Raw genomic sequence first — 25,268 nt, 5'->3', positions numbered from 1 at the left:
TCGCGACAGGGCGGCATTATTGCCCCTGGTAAATGCCAGGGTGCTAGCGGGAGGAGCGCAATGACCGAACAGGTCAACCTGGACGAGATCGAACTGGAGCCGGACTACAAGCCCGGCCCAGACGAGCCCTACATGAACAACAAGCAGCTCGCCTATTTCCGGTTCAAGCTGCTGGACTGGCGGCGACAGATCTTGGAGGACACTACCAACGCCAGAGAAAGCATCAACGAAACCGAGAATCAGGCCGACGAGGTCGATCGCGCCAGCATCGAGACCGACCGCTATACCGAGCTGCGCACGGTGGAGCGCGAGCAGCGCTTGCTGTCGAAGATCGACGCCGCCCTGCGGCGCATCGAGACCGGCGAGTTCGGTTACTGCGAAGTGACCGGCGAGCCCATCGGCCTCCGCCGGCTCGATGCCCGCCCGGTTGCCACCATGAGCATCGAGGCCAAGGAGGCGCAGGAGCGCCAGGAACGCCATATCGCCGAAGACTGAGCCAAAGCACCCGGCATTAGGGGCCTTCCGTCCTCCGGGACGGAAGGCCCTGTTTGATTGCGCCCTCTCGTTAGCCCCAGGAGCCCGCCATGACTGCGGATGCCTTTCAGCCCCTGAGCTGCGTAGTGCTGACCGTCTCCGACACCCGTACACCGGATAGCGACACCTCCGGCGGCCTGGTGGTTGAGCGCCTGACGGAAGCCGGTCACCAGGTGGCCGAGCACCGCATCGTCCCCGACGAGCGCCAGGGCCTGGAGGCACTGTTGCGCGAGTGGGCCGCGGAGCCCTGGGTGGATGCGATCCTGACCACCGGCGGCACTGGCATCACCGGCCGCGATGTTACCCCCGAGGCCGCCGCGGCGGTGTACACCAAGGCCATCCCCGGTTTCGGCGAGCTGTTCCGATGGCTTTCCTACGCCGAGATCGGCGCCGCCACCATCCAATCCCGAGCCCAGGCGGGCCTGGCCGGCAGCACTCTGATCTTCAATCTGCCCGGCAGCTCCGGTGCCTGCCGCCTGGCCATGGACAGTATCATCCTGCCTCAGCTGGACAGCCGTACCCGCCCCTGCAACTTCGCTGAGATCATGACTCGCTTCGGGGAGCGCTGAATCCGGGCTAACCGCCAAGGGCGCCAAGTATGGCAGAGACCACGCTGGGTCCCCCGGCCCTGTAGGGGCGTGGCCGCGCCGCGATGCTTTGTTTCGGCCCCCTCATTGAGCCTCTGCCACAACGTCCCCCTTCCAACGCCCGGTTGCCTCTGCCTCTCTTGACCCGCTTGGCGTCCTTGGCGGTTAAGCTTAGCCGGGCCTTCCCCGCAACCCCATCACCACCGCGAACACCGCTCCCTGAAGGAGCACGATCAGGGCGCCAACCGGTGCTTCCACCGGGTACGACAGCAGCAAGCCCGTCACTGCCGTCAACGCCCCCAGGCTCGAGGCCATCATAGTGATCGCCAGGAAGGTGCCGCCGAGCAGCCGGGCGGTAGCAGCCGGGACCACGAAGAAGCTGGCCACCAGCACCACGCCCACCACCTTGACCGACGCTACGATCGCCAGCGAGGCCGCGGCGTAGAAGCCGTAGTCCAAGAGACGCACCCGGACCCCGGAGGCCTGGGCTAGCTGGCGGTCGAAGGTGACCAGGGTGAGCCGTCCCCAGGTGGGTACCGTGAAGGCAGCCACGGCGGCCGTTATGCCGGTCATGAAGGCCAGGTCGGTGTTGCCGATGGCAAGGATAGAGCCGAACAGGTAGGCGGAAAGGCTGGCGTTGGCCCCGGCCAGCGACAGCAGGAGCACGCCCAGGGCCATACCGGCCGCGAACAGGATGCCCACCACCGTGTCCTCGGCGAGGTTGCCGCGTAGCCGCAGGAAAGCGATGACCAGGCCGATGCCGAGGGCCACGGGAACCGCCACGGCAAAAGGGGCAACGCCTAAAAACAGACCCAGCCCGATGCCGGCGAAGGAGCCGTGACTGACACCAGCGGCCAGAAAAGCCAACCGCCGCTGAATCAGGAAGACCCCCAGCAAACCGCCCAGGAAGCCGGTGAGCACGGCGGCCGCAAGGGCTCGCTGCATGAACGGCATGGTCAGCAGCTCAGCCATGGTTTGACCCTAACGCGTGGGCGTGGCCCATGTGACCGAAGGCCTGACGCAGGCAGTCCTCGGTCAGAACCTGGTTCGAGGGCCCGAAGCCAATCACCCGGTGATTGAGGATCAGCGACTTGTCGGCGTGGTGGCGGGCCACCTCCCAATCGTGGGTGATCATGGCGATGGCCACCCCAGGCCTTTCGCGCTGGTAGGCTTCAAGGTACTCATAGATGTCGTACTCGCCCGCTCGGTCAATGCCCGCCGCAGGCTCGTCCAGAAGCAGCAAGTCGGGCTCATGCACCAGCGCCCGGGCCAGATAGACCCGCTGCAGCTGGCCGCCGGACAGCGCGGCCAGCTGCCGCTCGGCGTAGTCGCTTGCTCCTACCCATGCCAGGGCCGCACGGGCCCGGGGGAAGTGGCGACGGTCGCGCCAGCCCGGCCAGCGGTCGGTAACCCCGGAGGTCACGACCTCCACCGCCTTGCCGGGGAAGCTGCGGTCGAAATTCTTGATCTGGGGGACGAAGCCAACGCGCTGGGCCCGGTTAACGATGGTGCCGCGGTAGTCGGTCAATCCCAGGATGCAATGGAACAGAGTGGTCTTGCCCGAGCCGTTGGGACCCAGCACCGCCAGGAAATCGCCCGGGTCGATTTTGAAGCGGACGTTGTCCAAAGCGGTAACATCGCCGAAACGGACGCTCACGCCCTCGGTGGTGACGAGGGGGCGCCCCCCCCAGTCGTCAGGGACGGTAGGCATCGCGGACCTGACGGGCGTTATAGCGGAGGAGGTCGGGGTAGCCGTCAATGCCCTCGGCGAAGCCCAGCGGATCGAGTACCGCCAGGTCCACCCCGGCCTCCTCCGCCAGGGAGCGGGCGGCATTGGCGGGCAGCTGGGGTTCCCGGAATAGCGCCGGCAGCTGATGGCGGCGGATGGTTGCCAGGAGCTCGGCGATGCCTCGCGACCCAGGCTCATTGCCGGCGAGGTCGCGGTAAGTACCGACCGCCTCCAGGTTGAAGTGGCGGAAGAAGTAGTCGAAGCCCGGGTGGAAGGTCACGAGCTTACGGGTGGGTAGCTCCTGCAACCATTTCCGGCACTGGGCCTCGGCGCTCGTGACCGTTTCGCCAAAAGCGTTCGCGTTGGCGGCGAAGCGTTCCGCCGCCTCGGGCCGGAGCTGCCCAAGGCGGTCGGCTAGGGCATGGGCCGCTTGGGCCATCACATCCGGATCGAGCCAGATGTGGGGATTGGTCTCGCCCCCTGGTCCCCGGATGGGCTCGAACGCGGCTGCTTCGGCCACGGTGAACAGGGAGGGATCACCCGCAGTTCGCTGGATATGGTCTTCCACCGGGCGCATGCCGATGCCGTTGCGGATGACGGCGTCGGCCCGGCGCAGCCGGGCCATGGCCGATACTGTGGGATCGAAGTGGTGGGGGTCGTGGCCGCGCTGCACCATGGCCGCCACCTCCGCATTCTCCCCGGCCACCGCCCGGGCCAGCATGGCGTAGGGGGGAATCGTAGCGACGATGCGCAGCGCCTGGTCATTGGCCCGGGCCGCCGATATGCCCGAGGCCAGCAGAGCGACAGCAACAGCCGCCAAGCCGAGTAAGCGCTGGATATGGGTCAAGGTCGCCCCTTTCCGGTGAAACGATACCGCCTGGCGCGGTAACGGACCTTTGATTGCAAGGCGCAACCTTAGCAACCCTGTCAACCTAGACCGGGCCTAGAGCCGGGGCATGCGCTCCGCCAGCTGACGGCGCCGGTCGTAGGCCTCGCGCACGATGGCCAGGTCCTCGGCGAAGTACGGCAGCTCCTCCAGATGCAGGGCCTGAGGTCCGTCCACCAGGGCGTGCTCGGGGTGGGGATGGAAGTCGGTCAGGACCATGTTGGCCCCGGCGACTACCCCCTGGGCCGCGGTGTGCTGGAGCTCCAGCAGGCCGTCTGGGGCGCGCTCGCGGCTGCCCACGGAGTGGCTGGGGTCCACGCACACCGGCATGCGAGTGAGGCGCTTGAGTGCCGATACATGGCCGAAGTCCACCAGGTTGCGGTGGGGGGCGCCCATGTGGGATTTCACCCCGCGCAAACAGAAGACGATGTTGCGGTTGCCGCCAGTGGCGATGTACTCGCAGGCGTTTATGGACTCCTCCAGGGTGATGCCAAAGCCGCGCTTGTACAGGATGGGAAAGCGCTGCTGGGAGCCCGCGGCGGTTAGCAGCTCGAAGTTCTGGGCGTTGCGGGTGCCGATCTGGAGCATGATCCCGGTGGGGCTGCCGGCGTCGTCGAGGGCGCGGTTGATCTCCTCGATGTGGGCCGGCTCGGTCACCTCCATGGCCACTACCCGTATGTCGTACTTGCCGGCGAGCTCGAACACGTAGGGCAGGCACTCGGCGCCGCGGCCCTGGAAATCGTAGGGGCTGGTGCGCGGCTTGTAGGCACCCATCCGGGTGGTATGCAAGCCCTGGCGGTGCAGGGCGGCCATCATGGCCTCGGTGTTGGCCGGGTTATCCACGGCGCAAAGCCCGGCGAACAGGTGGAAATTGTCCTGGTCGAAGCGGACGCCGTTGTACTCGAAGCCCGTGGCCTCCACCTGCCCCTTGTGCCGGCCCAGAAGCCGGTAGCGGTCGGACACCCGGACGACCCGCTCCACCGCCGGCTCGCCGGCGACCTCCTCGGCGTCCAGGGCGGCGGTGTCGCCGATCAGATAGAGCTCGGTGATGGTCGCCTGGGTACCGTGCTCCTGGTGCTTGCGCACCTCGATACCGGGCTTGGCCTCCAGGTAGTCGAGCAGGGAGCGGTACTCGGGATCGGACTCGCTGACGCCGGTCTTGAGGATGATGATCATGGTGGCTCGGGATCGGGTCGGGGGACGGCTCAGCCGCTCGGCGAGTCGCCGAGCTCGCCGCCCCGGGTGAAATTGAGGTAGTGGCTGATGGTGTAGGTTTCCGGATGGCTCCGGCTCATGCCATCCGGGAAGGGGCTGAACGGGGCCGCCAGGCGCAAGATACGCTTTGCCGAGGCGTCCAGGATCTCGGACCCGGAGGATTCGAGCACCGCCACGCTGGCTAGGCTGCCATCCGGCCGGATGTGCATCTGGAGCCGGACCTTTCCGGTGATGCCGCGATCCCGGGCCTCCTCCGGGTAGTTCATGTTGCCCACCCGCTGGACCTTGTTCAGCAAGCTAGTGGTGTAGGCCGCAACGGCATCCTCACGGGTGGCATTCCGGGCCTTGCCGGCGGTATCGGCGGCCGCCTGGCGTCGCTGGCGCTCGTCGTCCCACCGTGCCACCTCCCGGTCGGAGGGAAACATCTGGAGGGTCTCTTTTTCGGAGCCTTTCGCAGATGCCTCCGGTGCCGGGTCGCCGGCTTCGCTGGGAGCGGCCACTTCGGCGGGGGCGTCTTCGGCCTGGAGAACCGGTGCCTGGTCGGAGCCTTCGGCTCCCGGAGGCTCCGGGGCGCCGGCGGTTTCGGGCTCGGGGGCCGTTTCCGGGTCCGTGGCGGGCTCCGGGGCCGGCCGCGGTGGTGACGGGTTGCGGCCGGCGTCGGGGGCGGTGGCCTCCTGGGACCGGCGGTCTTGACCGCGGGCTTGCTGGGAACGGCTCGCGGAGCGGGCCTCGGGGGATTCCGGAGCGGTCTCCTGGGTGGACTCCGGCATGTAATCGACCATGTGCAGGACCTTGTCTTTCGACTCCCCGCTGCCGTCGGGGGCCAAAAAGCCCAGGCCCAACAGGACGACCACGTGCAGCACCGCCGACACCAGCAGTGCCACGGACAGGTTGGGGTCGGGATCAGGTCTGATCGCCTGCAGGGCCATCGCCGTGGGCGGCCTCCGTATGCCACTCGCGGACCAGCAGATAGGCCGCAAGGCCGTTGAGGGTGCCGGTGGTGGCCGCGGCCAAGCTAAGCACCGGCGCGAGCACGAACAGGCCGGCGTGCTGCACGAACAAGGCGTAGGCTACCAGCAGTTGGCCGCCGATGTGGGCCACGGCCGCCAGTACACTATAGCCTACCGGACCCAGGCCCCGTCCCGGCAAGGCGGAACCGACGCCAAGCATGGCGAGGGCGGCCACGGCACCCCCGAGGGACAGCCAGAACGCCGGTGACAACAGCGTGCCCAGCAGGATGGCGGCCACCAGCACCCGCAACAGGGTCACCACCGCCGCCGTGCGCCAGCCCCATAGGCAAAGGGCCGCCACGGTGATGACATTGGCCAGCCCCGGCTTGATGCCCGGGATGACCGGCGGCAGGGCCGCCTCCAGCAGGTGCAGCGCCACCGCGAAGGCCGCCAGCCAGGCCAGATTGGTGTCCCGGCGCAGCCGGGTGAGGGCCGCCGGTTCGCGGGGGACGGTCTCAGTAGTTGACGGCATCCCAGCCCTGCTCGGAGGTCCCAGCCACCCGCACCATGACCTTGTTGGGGACGCAGGCCGCGCTCGCCCCCGCCCGGTGCTGCCAGCCGCTGCGCACGCAGCGCTTGGCGCTGCAGGGCGCGTGGGTGAAGCGCACACCGCCATCCGCCACGCGCAACTCGGTGGACCCCTGCCGGCCGTCAACCGTGATCCGCTGCTCCCGGTCCAGATCCAGCCGCCGGACCTCTTCGCCCGCCACAATAACCACCACCTCCTGGCCCGCCGGGGCGCTCCAGGCAGTGGCCGCCAAGATCACCATGCCCGTCCAGGCGGCGGCCAGAACAAGGCGGTCCGCGGGGGTGGTGGCCTCTCGCAGGAACCTTAGGAAAGCCGTCAAGGGGCCGGAACCTTCTGTGATTGCCAGTCCAGCCGGGACCGCATGACAAGGTTAGCATGGGCGTTCCCCGCGCCGTCGATAACCAGCCCCGGCTGCGTCGGACCCAGCCGATCCAGGCCGTCGCTTCCGGCCACGAACAGGGCCGTGCTCCAGGCATCGGCCTCGGTGGCGCGCGGCCCCAGCACGGTGGCCTGGCGGGCGGCCCGCGCCGGCCGGCCGGTGGCAGGGTCTAGCAGATGGTGGTAGCGGCGGTCGTCGTGCTGGAAGGTCCGTTCGTAGTCGCCGGAGGTGACGATGGCCTCCCCCGGCTCCAGGGCCACCACGGCCATCACCGCATCGCGGTCGCGGGGATTGCGGATGCCGATGCGCCAGGGGCGGTCGCCGCGCCGCCCCAGGGCGCGCAGATCCCCGCCGGCGTTGATCAGGGCATCGCTGACGCCGTTTTGGCGCAGGATGCGGGCGGCCCGGTCCAGGGCGAGACCCTTGGCAATGCCGCCCACATCCAGAGCGGCGCCGGGCCGGGTCAATCGGGCCTCGAGCCCGTCGCTACGGCGAAGCCTCAGGGCGCGGTCGCCCGCTCCGGCGGCCAGGAGTGCCTTGACGGCGGCCTGTTTGGGAGGCCCGTCGGGGAAAGGCGGCTCGCGGAAGCCCCACAGCCCCACCAAGCGCCCCAGGTGCGGGTTGAAAGCGTTGCCGCTGGCCCGCTGGACCGATAGGGCCCGCGGCAGCAGCGACCTCAGAGGATCCTCCAGGGGCGTCCACTGGCGAGTGGCGCGTCGGTTGAACGCTGCCAGGGCATTGTCCGAGGCCACGGGGGTGAGGGCGTCGTGGATGGCCCGCATGTCCCGGAAGGCTGCCCCGGTGGCCTGGGTGAAGGTGGCCTGGGATACCCCGATACCGGTAATCTCCACCAAGGTGCCCATGACGAAGGCTTGCCCGTGCCGGGGCTCGGGATTGGACTGGCAGCCGGCCAGTATGATCCCCAACAGCCCCAGCAGGAGGGTCCACCCTACCCGATGGGGCTCAGGCCGGTTCATGGTAGGGCGGCCCCGCCGCTAAGCGGCCTTCGATGGCGTCGAACAAGGTGGCGCAGATGTGGGTATTGGCGTAGTAGTCCAGCTCCTGCACCCCAGTGGGGCTGGTGACGTTGATCTCGGTCACCAGACCGGCGATGACGTCGATCCCGACAAATGTCAGGCCCCGCGCCCGCAGCTCCGGGGCCAGGCCCTGGCAGATGCGGTAATCGCCGTCATCGAGATCGGCCAGCTCGGTAGTGGCGCCAGCGTTGATGTTGCCCCGGAAATCACCGCCTCCGGGGATCCGCAATAGCCCGTAGGGAACGGGCTCGCCGTCGATGAGGATGATGCGCTTGTCGCCTTCGGCGGCCTCGGGCAAAAACGCCTGGGCCATGGCGTAGCGGGTGCCGCGGTGGGTGAGGCTCTCCACCACCGAGTTGAAGTTGGGATCCCCGGCTTGCACCAGGAAGATGCCGCTGCCGCCCATGGCGTCCAGTGGCTTGAGGACCACGGTCCCCTGCTCGTGCAGAAAGTCGTGGAACACTCGCGGGTCGCGGGCCACCACTGTGGCGGGGGCCAGGTCCGGGAAATAGGCGGTGAACATCTTCTCGTTGGCGTCGCGCAGGCTGCGCGGGTGGTTCACCACCAGGGTGGAGGCCAGGGCCCGCTCCAGCAGGTAGGTCTGGTAGACGTACTCCATGTCGAAGGGCGGGTCCTTGCGCATAAGCACGGCGTCCAGCTCGGTCAGGGGGCGGTGGTGCTCGTCGCCGAGGGTGTAGTGATGCCCCGGCTCAGGGCGGACCTCCACGGGATACATGCGCGCCATGGGTATATCGTCGCGGCCGTAGAGGTGGCGCGGCTCCATGTAGTACACGTCATGGCCCCGTCGCTGGGCCTCCAGCAGCATGGCGAAGGTGGTGTCCTTCTTGATCGGGATGTCACCGATGGGGTCCATGACGACGCCGATGGAGTAGGGCATGGAAAGTCCTGCTGGAAGTAATTAAGTATTAAGTAGTTAAGTAATCAAGTTAACGGCTCAAGCGAAGGCGGCGCCTTGGTGCCTTGCTTAACGACTTAATTACTTAACTACTTGAAACTGGGTGTTATCCCAAATCCCCCCATTTGGTCTGCGCCCAGGTCAGCGCCGTGACGGCGGCGGTTTCGGTGCGCAGGGTGCGTGGGCCCAGGGCGGTGCGCTTAAAGCCGGCCGCTTCGGCGGCTGCCACTTCCTCGGCGGTCAGTCCGCCCTCGGGGCCGAGCAGCAGGTGCAGGGGTGTTGCCGGAGGCCGGCCGGTTGCCGGGTCGCCCGCCTCGTCCAGTACCAGGCCGGTGGCGACCGGCTCACCCAAGGCCGTGGCCAGGTCGGTGACCTCGGCGATTACGGGTAGGCGGTTGCGGCCGCATTGCTCGCAGGCCCCGGCGGCGATCTTGTGCCAGCGCTGGCGGTTCTTGGCGGCTTTGGTCGGATCCAGGCGGCGTACGCTGCGGGCCGTATGAACGGGTTGGATTTCGGAAACACCGAGTTCGGTGGCCTTCTGCACCACCCAGTCCAGTTTGTCGCCCTTGGAAAGCCCGGCCAAAAGCACGGTGGCCAGGGGCGATTCGCGCTCCACCGGGTGGTGCTCGCCCACACGGACGGCGGGGTTCTTGGCGGAGCCCGCCAGCTCGGCGGTGAACTCGCCGCCGGAACCGTTGAAAACGGTAACCGCGTCCCCGGGGGCCAAGCGCAGGGCCTTGACCAGGTGCCGGGCGGCCTCCGCCGGCAGGGCTAGCTCCTCGCCGGAAACAGCGGCCTCGGGCAGGTAGACACGGGGTGCGGACACGGGTTCCGGGTTCCTGGCTGCGGGGATTTGGTTCCGGATTTCGGGGTCAGGCATAATGGTACGGCTTTGGGCCGGCGGTGCGTAGCCCCGCCGGCGAGTTAGCCTCCCGTTTTCTGCGCACCGTATTCCCAGCGGAGAAAGAAGCAATGGCCCGGACCGAGACACCCATCGTCGATAAAACCTTCCAGGTGCCCGATTTCGAACTGCCGGGCGTGGATGGCAACACCTACCGAATGGAGGACGTGCGCGGCGAAAACGGCCTGCTGGTGATCTTCATGTGCAACCACTGCCCCTACGTGCAGGCCGTTGAGAACCGCATCCTCCGGGATGTCCGCGACCTCGAGGAGTTCGGCATCGGCTCGGCGGCGATCATGAGCAACGATCCCAGCGACTACCCCGAGGACGCCTTCGACAATCTCAAGGCCCGCGCCGAGGAGAAGGCCTATCCCATGCCCTATCTCTTCGACGAGACCCAGGAAGTGGCCAAGCGCTTCGGCGCGGTGTGCACGCCCGACTTCTTTGGCTTTAACGGCGCAGGCTACCTGCAGTACCGCGGCCGCCTTGACGAGAGCCGCAATGAACCGGTGTCTGGGGCCGAGCGGGAGCTGTTCGAGGCCATGAAGCAGGTTGCCACCACCGGTGAGGGCCCGGAGGAACAGATCCCCTCCATGGGCTGCTCCATCAAATGGAAGGACGCCGGCTGAAGGCTGGCGCCTGAAGGGGGCAACCGTGACCGCAACCATAGTCGCCGATGCCACCACCGCCGACCGGGTGGCCGAAATCCTGCGCCGGGCGGCGTCGGATCATGTTCTTCCCGAGTTCGCTGGCGGCCGGGGGACGGCGGCTACGGCCAAGGCCTGTGGGGGCCTGGTAACCGAGGTGGACACCGCCATGCAAGCCGCCATCCAGCGGGAGCTGGCGCAAGCCTTCCCCGAGGTGGGCCTCCTGGGCGAGGAGATGGAGCCGTCCGAGCACCGCCGCGCGCTGGCTGGGGCTGAAACCGGCCTGTGGTGCGTGGATCCCCTGGACGGTACCAGCAACTTCGCCGTGGGCATCCCCGTTTTCGGGGTATCGGTGGCCCTGCTGATGGGTGGCGAGGCGGTGCTGGGGGTGATCCACGATCCCGTCCGTGATGAGCTGTTTTCCGCGGTGCGCGGCGAAGGCGCCTTCCTCAACGGCGAACCTATCGGTGTGCGCCCCGGCCGCTCCTTGAGCCGCAGCGTCGGCCTAATCGACTTCAAGCGCCTGCCGCGGCATGTGGCCAGGCGTTTGGCGGGCGACCAGCCTTTCCACAGCCAGCGCAACTTCGGCTCCAGCGTTCTGGAATGGTGCTGGCTCGCCTGTGGACGGGTGGACTTTTACCTCCATGGCGGGCAAAATCTATGGGATTTTGCGGCCGGGTCCCTGATCGCCGCCGAGGCGGGTGCAGACGTGGCCACCATGGACGGCGAGCCTCTGTTTGCCGGCGATATCCTGCGCCGCTCGGTGCTTGCCGTTGCCGATCCCGGCTTGCGAGCCGATCTGGCCCCCCATCTTTGCCCCGGGGACGACGAGGCACAGATGGAGGGCTAACTCCCCGCGTACAGGAATTCCCTTCGGGCCTTTGTGGAAGTGGCTCGGAGGAAGGAGGATCGCTACGTCTTTCGCCGAGGCTACGGGCGGCCGCCGGAGAGGTGGCCGCTCGCTGCCTTAATCGGCCACCAGGCATTGGTGCGCGGTCCGCGAACAACCCGATTTTTCTTCCTAGAATCAGGAAACGCCTAATGACCATGGAAAAGCTGACCATGCCTCTGGTTCGGACAACAGAGGCCGCCGCCCGCGCCGCCGAGCCGTGGATCGGCCGCGGCGAGAAGGAGCAAGGCGACGGTGCCGCGGTGGAGGCCATACGTCAGGCTATGGCCACCGTGCCCATGGCCGGGGAGGTGGTCATTGGCGAGGGCGAGAAGGACGAAGCGCCCATGCTCTACAACGGGGAGGAGGTCGGCGATGGCGAAGGCCCGACCATCGATATCGCCGTGGATCCCGTGGAGGGTACTAACTTCCTGGCCAAGGGCATGCCCGGTTCCATCGTGGTCCTGGCCGCTTCCCTGAGCGGTAATATGTTCCGGCCCGGGCCGGGCTTTTACGTGGACAAGCTGGTGGTGCCGGCTGCCGCCTGCGGCAAGATCGATCCTCAGGCGCCGCTGGCCTCCAAGCTCGGGGACCTGGCTAGCGCCCTCGACAAGCAGGTGGAAGACCTTCGCATCTTCGTCCTCGACAAGCCCCGGCACCAGGATATGATCGGTGAGATTCGGAGCGCCGGCGCCAGCGTCCGCCTGGCCTCCGACGGTGACGTTAGTGGCGGTGTCATGGCCGCCCTGGGCGATTCGGTGGATGCCCTCATGGGCATCGGCGGCACGCCCGAGGGGGTCATCACGGCCTGCGCAGCCAAGGCAGTGGGCGGCGATATGGTCGCCGCCATGGCCCCGCAGAAAGATGACGAGGCGGCCAAGATCCGGGAGTTCGGGCTGGAGCCCGGGCAGGTGCTGACCATGGATGAGCTGGTTAAGGGGGAGGATCTCCTGTTCGTGGCCACCGGAGTGACCAGCAGCGATTTCCTCGACGGCGTGCGCCACTACGGTGAGGTCGTTAGCACCGACACCATGGTCATTACTGGTGCCCACGGCACCGTGCAGCGCATCCATACCGAAAAGCCCATGAACGACTGATCCCCCCGGGTGGGGTGAGGGGGCGGGCCGCATGCGGCCCGCCCTGCCGGTTTTTCCGGACCTCGTGCCCGCGGGCCGACCGAATTCGAGAATCGCGCAAGGAGAACGTCCGAATGCCTGAAGTGTCCCGCAAGCAGTTGGCCAACGCCATTCGCTTCCTATCCATGGACGCGGTGCAGAAGGCGAATTCCGGTCATCCCGGCATGCCCATGGGGATGGCGGACATCGCCGAGGTGCTTTGGAACGATTACATGAAGCACAATCCGGTCAATCCCGACTGGGCCGACCGGGACCGCTTCGTGATCTCCAACGGCCACGGCTCCATGCTGTTGTACAGCCTGCTCCATCTGACCGGCTATGACCTGCCCTTGGAGGAGCTCAAGAACTTCCGCCAGTGGGGCTCGCGGACTCCGGGCCACCCCGAGAACGGCGTTACCCCGGGGGTGGAGACCACCACCGGGCCGCTGGGCCAGGGCATCGCCAATGGCGTGGGCATGGCCATCGCCGAGAAAGAGCTGGCCAACGAGTTCAACCGCGAGGGCCACACCGTCGTCGATCACCACACCTACGTGTTCGCCGGTGACGGCTGCCTGATGGAGGGGATTAGCCACGAGGCGTGCTCTCTGGCCGGGACCCTGGGCCTGGGCAAGCTGATCGTCTTCTACGACGACAACGGCATCTCCATCGACGGCGAGCTCGAGCGCTGGTTCACCGACGACACCCTCAAGCGCTTCGAGGGCTATGAGTGGCAGACCATGGCCATCGATGGCCACAACCCCGACGCCGTGGTCAAGGCCATCGACCAGGCCAAGGCCGAGCCCAACAGGCCCACTCTGATCGCCTGCAAGACCACCATCGGCTACGGCTCGCCCAACAAGGCCGGCAGCGAGGAGACCCACGGCGCCGCGCTGGGCGAGGACGAGGTGGCGGCCACCCGCCAGGCCCTGGGGTGGGAGTACGAGCCCTTCGAGGTACCCGACCCGATCTATAGCGCTTGGGATGGGCGCAGCGCCGGCCAGGCCGCCGAGGAGGACTGGCAGGCCCGCTTCGAAGCCTACCGTAAGGACTATCCGGAACTGGCCGCCGATTTCGAGCGGCGCCTGAAGCAGGCCGTCCCCGATGACTTCGGCCCTGCCATGGACGCCATCATCGCCGAGTACCGGGAGGGCCAGAAGGCCGACGCCACCCGCAAGCACTCTGGCGCCATGCTCAACACCATCGTGGACAAGGTCCCCGAGGTCCTCGGCGGCTCCGCCGACCTGGCGCCCTCCAACAACACCAAATGGAAGGAAGCGCCCATCATCACGCCGGCCAAGGAGCAGAAGGGCCAGCACGGCCGTTACCTGCACTACGGCGTGCGCGAGTTCGGCATGGCGGCCATTATGAACGGCATCAGCCTGCACCGCGGCTATCGTCCCTTTGGGGGCACCTTCCTGATCTTCTCCGACTACATGCGCAATGGCCTGCGCATGTCAGCGCTCATGCACCAGCCGGTGACCTTCGTGTTCACCCACGACTCCATCGGTCTGGGCGAGGACGGTCCCACCCACCAGCCCATCGAGCAGCTGGCGAGCCTGCGCGCCATGCCCGGCATGACCGTGTACCGCCCCGCCGATGGGGTGGAAACGGCAGTGGGCTGGAGGATCGCCCTGTCCGCCACCAAGGGGCCGGTGTCGCTGGTCCTCACCCGGCAGAAGACCCCGGGGCTGGAGCATACCGACGAGACGGTGGCCGGCGCCGCTAAGGGTGGCTACGTTCTCAAGGACGCCGAGGGTGGAAACCCCGAGGGTGTCCTCCTGGCTTCGGGCTCCGAAGTGGAGCTGGCCCTTAAGGCCCAGGAGCAGCTGGCCGGCCAGGGCAAGCAGGTGCGCGTGGTTTCCCTGCCCTCCTGGGAGCTGTTCGAGGGTCAGGACGAGGCCTACAAGAAGAGCGTGCTGCCGGACTCGGTGACCAAGCGGGTTGCCGTGGAGGCCGCCGAGACCATGGGCTGGGAGCGCTACGTGGGCCGTGACGGCGCCACCGTAGGCATGCATCGCTTCGGCGAGTCCGCTCCGGGCGATACCCTGTTCGAGAAGTTCGGTTTCGCGCCCGAAACCGTGGTCCAGGCCTACAACCACCTGGGCTGAGCGCCGATGCCGCAACCGAATTCACCGCATCAACACTTCGATCCCTGTGGAGGAGCACCCATGAGCATCCGCGTCGCCATCAACGGCTATGGCCGCATCGGCCGCAACGTCCTGCGCGCCATCTACGAGGCCAATCGCAACAACGAGGTTCAGGTAGTGGCCCTCAACGATCTCGGCGATCCCGAGACCAACGCCTATCTGACCCGCAACGACACCGTGCACGGCAAGTTCCCCGGAACCGTTGACGTGGACGGCGAGAATCTGGTGGTCAACGGCGACAAGATTCGGGTCCTGGCCGAGCGCGACCCCACCAAGCTGCCCTGGGGCGACATGGACGTGGATGTGGTTATGGAGTGCACCGGCCTGTTCGTGGAGCGCGACAAGGCCGCCATGCACCTAGAGGCCGGCGCCAAGAAGGTGCTCATCTCCGCCCCTGGCAAGGGCGACGATCTGACCGTGGTTTACGGCGTCAACCAGGACATGATCGATCCCGACAAGCATGAGGTGGTGTCCAACGCCTCCTGCACCACCAACTGCCTGGCGCCACTGGTCAAGCCGCTCCACGAGAGCATCGGCGTGGAGCACGGCCTGATGACCACCATTCACAGCTACACCAACGACCAGGTGCTCATCGACGTCTACCACAAGGACCTTCGCCGCGCCCGCTCGGCCACCCAGTCGCAAATTCCCACCCAGACCGGCGCTGCCGCTGCGGTGGGCAAGGTGCTGCCCGAGCTTAACGGCAAGCTCGACGGCTTCGCCGTACGCGTGCCCACCACCAACGTGTCCTTCGTGGACCTGACCTTCCAGGCCAGCCGTTCCACCTCCGCCGAGGAGATCAATCAGGTTCTCCATAAGGCCTCGGAGAACGAGCTCAAGGGCTTGCTGGGCTACAACGACGAGCCGCTGGTCTCCCACGACTTTAACCACGATCCCCGTTCCTCCATCTATGAAGCCCCGCTGACCCGCATGATTGGCGGCGACTTCATCAAGGTGACCGCGTGGTACGACAACGAGTGGGGCTTCTCCAACCGGATGATCGATACCGCTCAGGCGCTGATGGGCGGCAAGTAAGGGGGGCTGCGATGAGCATCATTCGGATGACGGATCTGGACCTGCGCGGCCAAAGGGTCCTGATCCGTGAGGATTTCAACGTCCCGCAGGACGACGACGGCAATATCACCGATGCCACCCGCATCGAGGCCAGTCTGGCGACCATCCAGAAGGCCATGGAGATGGGCGGCAAAGTCCTGCTTATGGCCCACCTGGGGCGGCCCAAGGGGGAGCGCAACGACAAGTACTCGCTTGCTCCCGTGGCCCAGAGGCTGGGCGAGCTTTTGGGCAAGGAGGTGCCCCTGATCAGGGACTGGTACGACCAGGTCCCGGCCGAGGTGGAAAACCTCGGCGAGGGGGATGTGGCGCTGTTGGAGAACGTCCGCTTCCATCCGGGTGACACCGAGAACGACGAGGCATTCTCCAAGCAGATGGCCGCCCTGTGCGACGTCTACGTCAACGACGCCTTCGGCACCGCCCACCGGGCCCAGGCCTCAACCTACGGGGTGGCCCAATACGCCTCCGTGGCTGCCGCCGGTCCCCTGCTGGCCAAGGAGATCGACAGCCTCACCGCGGCCCTGGAGGATACCCGGCGCCCCATGGTGGCCATCGTCGGTGGCGCCAAGGTCTCCGGTAAGCTGGAGGTCCTGAAGGCCCTCACCGAGAAGGTGGACCAGCTCATCGTGGGCGGCGGCATCGCCAACACCTTCCTCCTGGCCGAGGGCCGCAACATCGGCGGTTCCCTGGCGGAGGCTGACCTGGTGGACGAGGCCAAGGGCGTCATCGACACCTGCCGCGCCAAGGGCGCCGACGTGCCCTTGCCCACCGATGTGGTGGTGGCCAAGGAGTTCGCCGCGGAGGCCCCCGTCCGGACCTGCCCGGTGGAGGATGTGCAGGACGACGAGATGATCCTGGACGTGGGGCCGGATACCGCTGCCCGCTTCGCCGATATCGTCAAGGGAGCCGGCACCGTCCTGTGGAACGGGCCCCTGGGGGCGTTCGAGCTGCCGCAATGCGCCGATGGCACCCGGACCCTGTCTAAGGCCATCGCCGGTAGCGAGGCCTTCAGCGCCGCCGGCGGCGGCGACACCCTGGCGGCCATTGCCATGACGGGCATAACGGATCGGATCTCCTACATCTCCACCGGGGGTGGGGCCTTCCTGGAATGGGTGGAGGGCAAGAAACTGCCGGCCATCGCCATCCTCGAGGAGCGTGCCGGTTAGGCCCGCCCGGCTTCCCCCGGGAGCGGTCCGAAAGATCAAAAAGCCGTTCGTTTTCGGAAAGGAAATCCCTATTTCCGCGAATTGCGAAAATTTGACCACGCCTATCTCGGTTCTGGCGTGCGCTCGCTCGCCCTGGCTTGCCCTCCCCTCAAGCCGTAGTGCGGTTACCGCATCCGGTTTGGGGCGGCGCCAGGGCGGCTACGTGCCGCGCCAGAGCCCGGGACTCCTGGCGGAACGCGCGGGCCAGTCATGAGGCGAACCAAAATCGTGGCCACTCTAGGCCCGGCAACCGACCAGCCGGGAGTGCTCGATGGCATGATCGAGGCGGGGGTGGATGTCTTCCGCCTCAACTTCTCTCACGGCGAGGCCGAGGACCATATCCGGCGGGCCGAGGAGGTGCGCTCGCGTGCCCAGGCCCACAGCCGGACCATTGGGCTCATGGCCGATATCCAGGGCCCAAAGCTCCGCATCGGCCAGTTCAAGAACGGTACCGTGGAGCTGGAGGAGGGCCAGCGGTTTATCCTGGATACCTTTACCGAGCTCGGGGACCAGACGCGGGTCGGGGTGACCTACAAGCGCCTGCCCGAGGACGTCGAGCGCGGTGCCACCCTGCTGCTCAACGATGGTCTGGTAGCGGTGTGGGTGGAGGAAGTGCGCGGCCAGGAGATAATCGGTCGGGTGGTCAAGGGTGGCACCCTGTCGGATAACAAGGGCCTCAACCGAGTCGGTGGTGGGCTCACCGCTCAGGCCCTGACTGAGAAGGATGCCCGGGATATCCACACCGTGGCCGAGATCGGCGCCGATTACGTCGCGGTGTCCTTCCCGCGCTCGGCAGACGATACGAACCGGGCGCGCGAGCTGGTGGAACGCTCCGGCGGCTACGCCCGTATCCTGGCTAAGATCGAGCGGCCCGAAGCGGTGACCGCCATCGACGAGATCATCGAGGCCGCCGATGCGATTATGGTCGCCCGCGGCGATCTCGGCCTAGAGATCGGGGATGCTGCCGTACCCCCGGTGCAGAAGCGCATCATCCATCGGGCGCGTACGGCCAACAAGGCTGTGATCACCGCCACCCAGATGATGGAGTCCATGACCCAAAGCCCCATCCCCACCCGGGCCGAGGTGTCGGACGTGGCAAACGCGGTGCTCGACGGAACCGATGCGGTCATGCTCTCCGGGGAAACCGCCGCCGGCGATTTCCCCGTGGAAGCCTGCGGGGCGATGGATCGGGTGTGCCGGGAGACGGAGCGATCGGGCTTCGAGGAATCGCCGCAAAGCCTGACCGGGTTCGGCACCGAGGAGGCCCACACGGTGGACGAGTCCATCGCCCAATCGGCGTTGGCCATCGCCAACAAGTTGGAGATTTCGGCCATCGCCGCCTTCACCACTAGCGGCCGCACCGCCCTTTGGATGTCCCGCGGCGGCACCCGTGCGCCCATCTACGCACTGTCACCGGAACAGCGCACCCGGCGCCAGGTGACCATGTACCGCGGGGTCTACCCCATCAGCTTCCCCATCGATCCGGAGCGGCATACCCCGCGGGAGCTGATCACTTCGGCGGAGGCGGAACTGCGCCGGCAGGGGGCGGTACGCGAAGGCGATTTGATGATACTGACCTTGGGCGAGCCCCTGGGCCAGCAGGGGTCCACCAACACCATGAAGGTGGTGCGGGTGGGCGAAACCGAGCCCAAGTAAGGTGCATTCGATCGGTTCGCCTACGAGAGCCGGGGGTTGAACCCTTTCGAGGTCATCCCCACCTAATCGTAGGAAATATCCGAACGGGTCCGTTGGGGGGAGGAGGATCGGCGCATTCCAGGCGGCCGGCGCCGTGCCCTTGGGCGTATTTCCGCGCTAGCCCCGCTCCGGGCCCAACCAACCGCGCGGTTTTGTTCAACCTACAAGGGAGGTCGCCACCATGGCGAACTATCAGTGGAAGCACGCTGACGAGCTGAAAGCGACGGCCAAGGCGATGGTAGCCGACTACAAGGGTATCCTCGCCGCCGACGAGTCCAACAACACCGCCACCAAGCGCCTGGAGGAAGTGGGCATCACCTCCAGCGAGGAAGCACGCCGGCAATACCGGAAGCTGTTGTTCAACGCGCCCGACGTCGATAACTACATCAGCGGCGTCATCCTCTACGACGAGACCATCAAGCAGTCGGATGACAACGGCACGCCGTTCCCCGAGCTGCTCAAGGGCCGGGGCATTATCCCGGGCATCAAGGTGGATACCGGCGCCAAGCCGCTTGCCGGCTCACCTAACGAGAAGGTCACGGAGGGCCTTGATGGCCTGCGGGAGCGCCTGGCCGAGTACTACAACATGGGCGCCCGCTTCTCCAAGTGGCGCGCGGTGATCACCATCGGCGACGACATGCCTACCCAGCAGTGCATGGAGGCCAATGCCCATGCACTGGCGCGTTATTCCGCCCTGTGCCAAGAGAATGGCCTGGTGCCGATGGTCGAGCCCGAGGTGATGATCAACGGCGATCACGACATCGACACCTGCGAGGAGATCACCGAAGATAACCTTCGCATCGTGTTCGACGAGCTGTTTCGCCACAACGTCATGCTCGAGGGCGTGGTGCTGAAGACCTCCATGGTCATCTCCGGCCTGGATGCGCCCAAACGCGCTGGCGTCCAGGAGGTGGCCGACCGCACGGTGTCCACCCTCCAGCGGGTGGTGCCCCCGGCGCTGGGCGGTGTGGTCTTCCTGTCCGGTGGTCAGGGCGATGTCGAGGCAACCCAGCACCTGGATGCCATGAACAAGAAGTTCAAGGACCAGGTGCCGTGGCGTCTGACCTTCTCCTACGCCCGAGCCCTGCAGAATCCGGCCCTGGCGACGTGGGGCTCCGATATGTCCAATACCGAGCAAGCCCAGAAGAACTTCGGCTTCCGAGCCAAGCTCAATAGCCTGGCCTCGATGGGCGAGTACTCCGAAGACATGGAGTCCAAGGTCGCCTAGGACCGGCCCCTAGAGCCTGTCGAAAGGCCCCGCCGGGCTCGAACCGGCGGGGCCTTTTAAGTGGGTAAGGCGTTCGCAAAAGGGCGGCCTTCCCGGTAAAATCATGCCTTTCCGGTAGGTGAGCGAAGCCCCCGACGGGGGGTGACCGGATAATGGAATCAGGCAACGGAGTAGCGAGCATGGCGGATTACAAGATTGCACCGAGCATCCTCTCGGCGGACTTCGCCAAACTGGGCGAGGAAGTGAGGGCCGTAGAGGGGGCCGGGTCCGATTACTGCCATTTCGACGTCATGGACAACCATTACGTGCCCAATCTCACCATCGGTCCCATGGTCGCCGAAGCCCTCAAACCGGTGACTAACATGACCCTGGACTGCCACCTCATGATCGAGCCGGTAGATCCCATCGTGCCCGAGTTCGCCAAGGCGGGCGCCGACATCATCACCTTCCATCCGGAGGCCTCGCGCCATCCCCACCGCACGGTGCAGCTGATCAAGGACCAGGGCTGCAAGGCCGGGATCTCCCTGAACCCGGGCACCCCCCTGGAGTGGCTGGACTATTTGCTGGAGGAGATCGACCTGGTGCTGGTGATGTCGGTTAACCCTGGCTTCGGTGGTCAGGCCTTTATCGAGTCCTCCATGGACAAGATCCGGGCCATTCGTGACCGTATCGACGATGCCGGGCTCACTATCGAGCTCGAGGTGGATGGCGGCATCAAGGCCGACAATGTGGCGCGCGTGGCCGAAGCCGGTGCGGACGTGTTCGTTTCCGGTTCCGGGGTGTTCAAGGCCGACGACTACGGCGCCCGGTTGCAGGAATTCCGGGACGCCCTGGGGAAGGTAGAGCGCTGATGAGCGACGATTCGGGCCGGTCCGTGAGCGAGTCCCTGCCCATGCAGGCGCTGCTCCTGGACCTGGACGGCACCATACTGGACACCGCCCGGGACCTGATGACCGCCGTCAACCGAACCCTGGTGGAGGTGGACCGCCAGCCGGTGAGCGAAGCCCAGGTGCGTAGCTGGATCGGTGACGGTGTGCGGGCTCTGGTGCACAGCGCCCTGGATGCCACCGGTGGCCACAAGGAGGGTATGCTGGAGGAGGCCCACGAGCGTTTCATGGTCCACTATGGCGAATGCTTCGCCGAGGAGAGCGCGCCCTACCCGGGCGTACTGGACGTCCTCGAGCGCGCCCGGGAAGCCCGGGTGCCGTCGGCGGTGATCACCAATAAGGCCGCGGCTTTTACCGAGCCCCTACTGGAGGCCACCGGATTGCGTCCCTACCTGGCCGTGGTGGTTTCCGGCGATACGGTGGCTAACAAAAAGCCCGATCCCGAGCCGGTGCGCCACGCCCTTAAGCAGACAGGAGCAGAGGCCGAACGCTCGGTCTTGGTGGGCGATTCCGCCAACGACGTGAACGCCGGGCTGGCCGCCGGCTGCCAAGTGGTCTGCGTCACTTACGGCTACAACCGCGGCGCCGACGTCTACCGGCTAGGCGCGGACCGCGTGGTGGAGGAATTCACGGCCGTTTGGGACTTTATCAAGCCGGAGGGGAGCCTGGCGGGAAGCGCCTGAGCCCCGGGAAAGAGCCCCATGTACGTGCCAAGCCAGGAGCAGTTCCGCGACCTAGCCGCCGAGGGTTACGACCGCATCCCGGTGGTGCGGGAGGTCCTTTCCGATCTGGAGACCCCGGTATCGGCCTTCCTCAAGCTCGCTGCGGGTCCCCGCTCGTTCCTGCTGGAATCGGTGGAAGCCGGGGAAAAGTGGGGCCGCTACTCCATCCTGGGGCTGCCGTCCCGGGAATGGGTGACCCTGCGTGGCGGGGCTTTTACCCGCTACCGCGACGGCGAGGTGGTGGAAGCTGCCGAGCCGGCCGACCCGCTGGACCGGGTGCGGGACTGGGTCCGCGCCAGCCGGACCGCGCCCGTGGGTGGGCTGCCCCCCTTCGCCGGCGGCGCCGTGGGCTATTTCGGCTACGACGCGGTGCGTTACATGGAGGCCATTGCGGACACCAATCCCAATCTTCTGGGGATGCCCGATGCCTTCCTCATGCGCACCGAGCAGCTGCTGGTTTTCGACAACCTGCGCGGCTCCCTGCAGCTGATCCAGCCGGCGGATCCCGGCGCCGACCCCGACGCCGCCTACGCCGAGGCCCGCGAGCTAATCGAGGCCTCGGTAACAGCCTTGCGCCGCTCCCTTCCCGAGCGCAGCATACCGGAGCCGGTAGCGCTGGCCGAGGCCGACTTCCATCACCACACCGCCCGGGCCGATTTCGAAGACGCAGTGGAGCGGGCCAAGGAATACATCCGGGCCGGAGACATCATGCAGGTGGTGCTGTCGCAGCGGTTCTCGGTGCCCTTCCCGGCGCCGCCCTTCGATGTCTACCGGGCCCTGCGCACCCTCAATCCCAGCCCCTACATGTATTATTTGGACACCGGGGAGGCTCAGGTGGTGGGCAGCTCCCCTGAGATCCTGGCCCGGCTGGAAGGCGGCCATGTCACCGTGCGGCCCATTGCCGGCACTCGCCGGAGGGGGCGCTCCGAGGAGGAGGATCGCGACCTTGCCGAGGAGCTATTGGCCGATCCCAAGGAGCGCGCCGAGCACCTCATGCTGCTCGATTTGGCGCGCAACGATGTCGGCCGCACCGCGGTAACCGGCACCGTGGCCGTGGACCGGCCCTTTTCCATCGAGCGCTACTCGCACGTCATGCACATGGTGTCCAACGTGGTGGGACACCTCCGCCCCGGTCTGGACGCCTTCGACGTGCTGCGTGCCACCCATCCGGCCGGGACTCTTTCGGGGGCGCCCAAGGTGCGCGCCATGGAAATCATCGACGAGCTCGAGCCGCTGCGCCGCGGGGTCTACGCTGGTGCCATCGGCCACATCAGCCCTGACGCCATGCACATGGACACGGCCATCGCCATCCGCACCGCGGTGATCAAGGACGGCTGGTTCCACATCCAGAGCGGCGCCGGTATTGTGGCGGACTCGGATCCCGCCACCGAGTACGAGGAAACCATGTCCAAGGGCCGTGCCCTGTTCCGGGCGGCGGCCATGGCGGCTCAGGGCCTGGAGGGTCCGGCATGATTCTCATGATCGATAACTACGATAGCTTCACCTACAACCTGGTCCAGTACCTGGGCGAGCTCGGCGCCGAGGTGACCGTCTACCGCAACGACGCCCTGGGGGTGGACGACATCGCCGGATTGAAACCGGCGGGCATCGTGCTCTCGCCGGGTCCCTGCTCGCCGGCCGAGGCCGGTATCTCCATCGAGACGGTGACTGCCTGCGCCGGCCGCTTCCCGCTGCTGGGTGTGTGCCTGGGGCACCAGGCCATCGCCGCCGCCTACGGCGGCCGGGTCGTCCGCGCCGCCGAGGTGATGCACGGCAAGACCTCCGAGATCCTGCACGACGGTTCCGGGGTGTTCAGTGGCCTGCCTAACCCCTTCGAGGCCACGCGTTACCACAGCCTGATCGTGGCGCGGTCCAGCCTGCCCGCCGAGCTGGCCATCACCGCGTGGACCGAGGACGGCACCATCATGGGCCTGCGCCATCGCGAGCTGGACGTCGAGGGCGTGCAGTTCCACCCCGAATCCATCCTCACCGGCTCGGGCAAGGACCTGCTGGCCAACTTCCTGGCCCGCACCGGCCGGCCCGAGCCGGTACAAGCCTAGCCGGAGGCGCCATGACTCCCGAGACGGACGTCAGCGGTCGCACCAAGGCCGCCATCGCCCGCCTTGTCGAGCGCGAGGATCTAACGCGCGCCGACATGGAGGCGGTCATGCGCGAGATCATGGGTGGCGATGCTGCCCCCGAGGAGATCGCCGGTTTCCTGACCGCCCTGACCATGAAAGGCGAGACCGTCAAGGAGATTACCGGCGCCGTTGCGGTCATGCGGGAGCTCGCTGACCGTGTGGAGGTGACCAGCGAGAACCTGGTCGACACTTGCGGCACCGGCGGCGACCGCAAGGGCACCTTCAACATCTCCACCGCCGCCGCCTTCGTTGCCGCCGGCGCCGGGGCCACCGTGGCCAAGCACGGCAACCGTTCGGTGTCGTCGAGCTCGGGCAGCGCCGACGTATTGACCGCCCTGGGCGTCGACCTGGACATCACACGCGACGCGGTTGCCGGTGCCATCGACGAGGTGGGCATCGGCTTCCTTTTCGCCCCCCGCCATCACGGCGCCATGAAGCACGCCGTGGGTCCCCGCCAGGCCCTGGGCATCCGCACCCTCTTCAATCTGCTCGGGCCTCTGGCCAATCCCGCCCTGGCATCCAACCAGGTGCTAGGCGTCTACGACCAGCGCTGGCTGGAGCCCCTGGCCAAAGTCCTGTGCGAGCTGGGCAGCGACCACGTCCTGGTGGTCCACGCCGACGACGGCATGGACGAGCTCTCCACCCTTGGGCCGACGCGCATGGTGGAGCTGTACGAGGGCGATCTGCTCCACTACGACATCGACCCCGAGCAATTCGGTCTGGACCGAGCTCGCCCCGAGGACCTGGAGGCCGGCGGCGCCGAGGCCAACGCGGCCATCCTGCGCGCCATCCTCGACGGGGAGCCCGGCCCAAGGCGCGACATCGTCCTGCTCAATGCCGGGGCCGCGCTCTATGCCAGCGGCGTCGCCGCCGAGCTCGACCACGGGGTCCGCCGCGCCGCCGAGGCCATCGATTCCGGTGCCGCTCGCGCCAAGCTCGAGCAGCTGGCCGCATTCACCCAGGGGGCGGAAAAGGCCCAATGAGCGAGGGCCGCGCCACCATCCTGGAGACCATCCTGGCGCACAAGGACGAGGAGTTGGCCGTGCGCCGTGCCGAGCTGCCGGAGGCCGAGCTGCGGGCCCGCATCGCCGCCGAGACGGCCCCCGAGCTACGCGACTTCAAGGGCGCTCTGGTCGAACGCGCCGCCGCCGGGGTGCCGGCGGTGATCGCCGAGATCAAGCGGGCCAGCCCTTCCGCCGGCGAGATCCGTACCGAGTTTGACCCCGCCTGGCTCGCCGGTCGCTACGCGGTGGCGGGCGCCGCGGCGTTATCCGTGCTCACCGACCGCGATTTCTTTGGCGGCGACGACGCCCACCTCGCCCAGGTCCGGGCGGCCTCCGGTCTGCCCGCCCTGCGCAAGGACTTCACTATCGACCCCTATCAGGTGAGCGAGGCCCGCCTCCTCGGCGCCGACTGCGTCCTTCTCATTGTCGCCGCCCTCGACGACAACACCTTGACCGCCTGCCTGCAGCGGGCTCGGGAGGAGGGCATGGCCGCCCTGGTGGAGGTCCACGAGGCAGCGGAGCTGGATCGGGCCCTGGCTGCCGGCGCCGATCTGATCGGCATTAACAACCGCGACCTGAACACCTTCCAGACCCGTCTGGAAACCGGCCTGGAGCTGGCCGAGCGGGTGCCGGACGGCGTCATGTTGGTGGCCGAGAGTGGCATCCATGCCCGGACCGACATTGACCGGCTGGCTGCGGCCGGCTTCACCGCCTTCCTGGTAGGGGAGTCGCTCATGCGTGCCGACGACCCCGGGGCCGCCCTGGCCGCTCTCCTCGCCGGGTAGCGCCCCTGG

26 protein-coding genes are annotated in these 25,268 nt (G+C 67.1%); 16 read left to right on the top strand and 10 right to left on the bottom strand.

Annotation, left to right across the window (positions count from 1 at the left end):
* Nucleotides 1–60: 60 nt before the first annotated feature.
* Together dksA and moaB are read left to right on the top strand one after the other, a co-directional pair.
* The gene (gene dksA / locus V5A19_RS02650) at nt 61–495 is read left to right on the top strand and encodes an RNA polymerase-binding protein DksA (protein WP_332317759.1); all 435 of its coding nucleotides are present in this window, start codon (nt 61–63) and stop codon (nt 493–495) included.
* Nucleotides 496–584: 89 nt separating this feature from the next.
* Nucleotides 585–1,103: a molybdenum cofactor biosynthesis protein B gene (moaB, locus tag V5A19_RS02645; protein ID WP_332317758.1), complete on the top strand. Its 519-nt coding sequence runs from the start codon at nt 585–587 to the stop codon at nt 1,101–1,103.
* Nucleotides 1,104–1,292: 189 nt separating this feature from the next.
* Here the strand turns inward: moaB and V5A19_RS02640 are convergent, their stop codons facing one another.
* The 10 genes from V5A19_RS02640 to V5A19_RS02595 all read right to left on the bottom strand — a co-directional run bounded on the left by V5A19_RS02640 (nt 1,293) and on the right by V5A19_RS02595 (nt 9,648).
* Nucleotides 1,293–2,093, bottom strand: coding sequence for a metal ABC transporter permease (locus V5A19_RS02640; RefSeq protein WP_332317757.1), 801 nt, complete (start codon nt 2,091–2,093; stop codon nt 1,293–1,295).
* A complete protein-coding gene (locus tag V5A19_RS02635) occupies nt 2,086–2,832 on the bottom strand; it encodes a metal ABC transporter ATP-binding protein (RefSeq protein WP_332317756.1) in 747 nt (248 codons plus the stop codon). The genes V5A19_RS02640 and V5A19_RS02635 overlap by 8 nt, the downstream gene beginning before the upstream one ends.
* Nucleotides 2,816–3,697, bottom strand: coding sequence for a metal ABC transporter substrate-binding protein (locus tag V5A19_RS02630; protein WP_332317755.1), 882 nt, complete (start codon nt 3,695–3,697; stop codon nt 2,816–2,818). Before V5A19_RS02630 ends, V5A19_RS02635 begins: the two co-directional genes overlap by 17 nt.
* Nucleotides 3,698–3,793: 96 nt before the next feature.
* On the bottom strand, nt 3,794–4,912 hold the full coding sequence (locus tag V5A19_RS02625; RefSeq protein ID WP_332317754.1) for a hypothetical protein: 1,119 nt from the start codon (nt 4,910–4,912) through the stop codon (nt 3,794–3,796).
* 29 nt (nt 4,913–4,941) lie between these two features.
* Nucleotides 4,942–5,880: an energy transducer TonB gene (locus tag V5A19_RS02620; RefSeq protein WP_332317753.1), complete on the bottom strand. Its 939-nt coding sequence runs from the start codon at nt 5,878–5,880 to the stop codon at nt 4,942–4,944.
* Complete coding sequence (locus V5A19_RS02615; protein WP_332317752.1) at nt 5,855–6,433, bottom strand: Gx transporter family protein; 579 nt, start codon at nt 6,431–6,433, stop codon at nt 5,855–5,857. Before V5A19_RS02615 ends, V5A19_RS02620 begins: the two co-directional genes overlap by 26 nt.
* Nucleotides 6,417–6,809 (bottom strand): NusG domain II-containing protein, encoded by a 393-nt coding sequence (locus tag V5A19_RS02610; RefSeq protein ID WP_332317751.1) that lies wholly within the window; start codon nt 6,807–6,809, stop codon nt 6,417–6,419. The genes V5A19_RS02615 and V5A19_RS02610 overlap by 17 nt, the downstream gene beginning before the upstream one ends.
* Nucleotides 6,806–7,846, bottom strand: coding sequence for an FAD:protein FMN transferase (locus V5A19_RS02605; RefSeq protein WP_332317750.1), 1,041 nt, complete (start codon nt 7,844–7,846; stop codon nt 6,806–6,808). The genes V5A19_RS02610 and V5A19_RS02605 overlap by 4 nt, the downstream gene beginning before the upstream one ends.
* On the bottom strand, nt 7,833–8,804 hold the full coding sequence (gshB, locus tag V5A19_RS02600; RefSeq protein WP_332317749.1) for a glutathione synthase: 972 nt from the start codon (nt 8,802–8,804) through the stop codon (nt 7,833–7,835). Before gshB ends, V5A19_RS02605 begins: the two co-directional genes overlap by 14 nt.
* 124 nt (nt 8,805–8,928) lie before the next feature.
* Nucleotides 8,929–9,648, bottom strand: a complete 720-nt coding sequence (locus V5A19_RS02595) for a 16S rRNA (uracil(1498)-N(3))-methyltransferase (protein WP_332317748.1) — start codon at nt 9,646–9,648, stop codon at nt 8,929–8,931.
* Nucleotides 9,649–9,794: 146 nt separating this feature from the next.
* On the opposite strand from V5A19_RS02595, the gene V5A19_RS02590 reads away from it, so the two are divergent.
* From V5A19_RS02590 to trpC, 14 genes are all read left to right on the top strand, one after another.
* Complete coding sequence (locus tag V5A19_RS02590; RefSeq protein WP_332317747.1) at nt 9,795–10,352, top strand: thioredoxin family protein; 558 nt, start codon at nt 9,795–9,797, stop codon at nt 10,350–10,352.
* A 25-nt stretch (nt 10,353–10,377) separates the two neighbouring features.
* Nucleotides 10,378–11,220 carry an inositol monophosphatase family protein gene (locus V5A19_RS02585; protein WP_332317746.1) on the top strand — a complete coding sequence of 281 codons (843 nt, stop codon included), beginning with the start codon at nt 10,378–10,380 and terminating at the stop codon, nt 11,218–11,220.
* Between the two features lie 191 nt (nt 11,221–11,411).
* Nucleotides 11,412–12,356 (top strand): class II fructose-bisphosphatase, encoded by a 945-nt coding sequence (gene glpX / locus V5A19_RS02580; protein WP_332317745.1) that lies wholly within the window; start codon nt 11,412–11,414, stop codon nt 12,354–12,356.
* 113 nt (nt 12,357–12,469) lie between these two features.
* Nucleotides 12,470–14,482, top strand: a complete 2,013-nt coding sequence (gene tkt / locus V5A19_RS02575; RefSeq protein ID WP_332317744.1) for a transketolase — start codon at nt 12,470–12,472, stop codon at nt 14,480–14,482.
* Between the two features lie 60 nt (nt 14,483–14,542).
* Nucleotides 14,543–15,556 carry a type I glyceraldehyde-3-phosphate dehydrogenase gene (gap, locus tag V5A19_RS02570; protein WP_332317743.1) on the top strand — a complete coding sequence of 338 codons (1,014 nt, stop codon included), beginning with the start codon at nt 14,543–14,545 and terminating at the stop codon, nt 15,554–15,556.
* 11 nt (nt 15,557–15,567) lie between these two features.
* Nucleotides 15,568–16,758: a phosphoglycerate kinase gene (locus V5A19_RS02565; RefSeq protein ID WP_332317742.1), complete on the top strand. Its 1,191-nt coding sequence runs from the start codon at nt 15,568–15,570 to the stop codon at nt 16,756–16,758.
* Between the two features lie 249 nt (nt 16,759–17,007).
* Complete coding sequence (gene pyk / locus V5A19_RS02560) at nt 17,008–18,453, top strand: pyruvate kinase (RefSeq protein ID WP_332317741.1); 1,446 nt, start codon at nt 17,008–17,010, stop codon at nt 18,451–18,453.
* Between the two features lie 220 nt (nt 18,454–18,673).
* Nucleotides 18,674–19,720 carry a class I fructose-bisphosphate aldolase gene (locus tag V5A19_RS02555; protein ID WP_332317740.1) on the top strand — a complete coding sequence of 349 codons (1,047 nt, stop codon included), beginning with the start codon at nt 18,674–18,676 and terminating at the stop codon, nt 19,718–19,720.
* 179 nt (nt 19,721–19,899) lie between these two features.
* The gene (gene rpe, locus V5A19_RS02550; RefSeq protein WP_332317739.1) at nt 19,900–20,571 is read left to right on the top strand and encodes a ribulose-phosphate 3-epimerase; all 672 of its coding nucleotides are present in this window, start codon (nt 19,900–19,902) and stop codon (nt 20,569–20,571) included.
* Nucleotides 20,571–21,290, top strand: a complete 720-nt coding sequence (gph, locus tag V5A19_RS02545; RefSeq protein ID WP_332317738.1) for a phosphoglycolate phosphatase — start codon at nt 20,571–20,573, stop codon at nt 21,288–21,290. The genes rpe and gph overlap by 1 nt, the downstream gene beginning before the upstream one ends.
* Before the next feature lie 18 nt (nt 21,291–21,308).
* The gene (gene trpE, locus V5A19_RS02540) at nt 21,309–22,802 is read left to right on the top strand and encodes an anthranilate synthase component I (RefSeq protein ID WP_332317737.1); all 1,494 of its coding nucleotides are present in this window, start codon (nt 21,309–21,311) and stop codon (nt 22,800–22,802) included.
* Nucleotides 22,799–23,389 (top strand): anthranilate synthase component II, encoded by a 591-nt coding sequence (locus V5A19_RS02535; protein ID WP_332317736.1) that lies wholly within the window; start codon nt 22,799–22,801, stop codon nt 23,387–23,389. Before trpE ends, V5A19_RS02535 begins: the two co-directional genes overlap by 4 nt.
* A gap of 11 nt (nt 23,390–23,400) precedes the next feature.
* On the top strand, nt 23,401–24,453 hold the full coding sequence (gene trpD, locus V5A19_RS02530; protein WP_332317735.1) for an anthranilate phosphoribosyltransferase: 1,053 nt from the start codon (nt 23,401–23,403) through the stop codon (nt 24,451–24,453).
* Nucleotides 24,450–25,259 carry an indole-3-glycerol phosphate synthase TrpC gene (trpC, locus tag V5A19_RS02525; RefSeq protein WP_332317734.1) on the top strand — a complete coding sequence of 270 codons (810 nt, stop codon included), beginning with the start codon at nt 24,450–24,452 and terminating at the stop codon, nt 25,257–25,259. Before trpD ends, trpC begins: the two co-directional genes overlap by 4 nt.
* Nucleotides 25,260–25,268: the final 9 nt, after the last annotated feature.

It is taken from the genome of Thiohalorhabdus sp. (assembly GCF_036628635.1).
Classification (GTDB): Bacteria; Pseudomonadota; Gammaproteobacteria; order Thiohalorhabdales; family Thiohalorhabdaceae; genus Thiohalorhabdus.
Note: the sequence above shows the minus strand (reverse complement) of the source record. Positions and strands in the feature narration are given on the sequence as shown.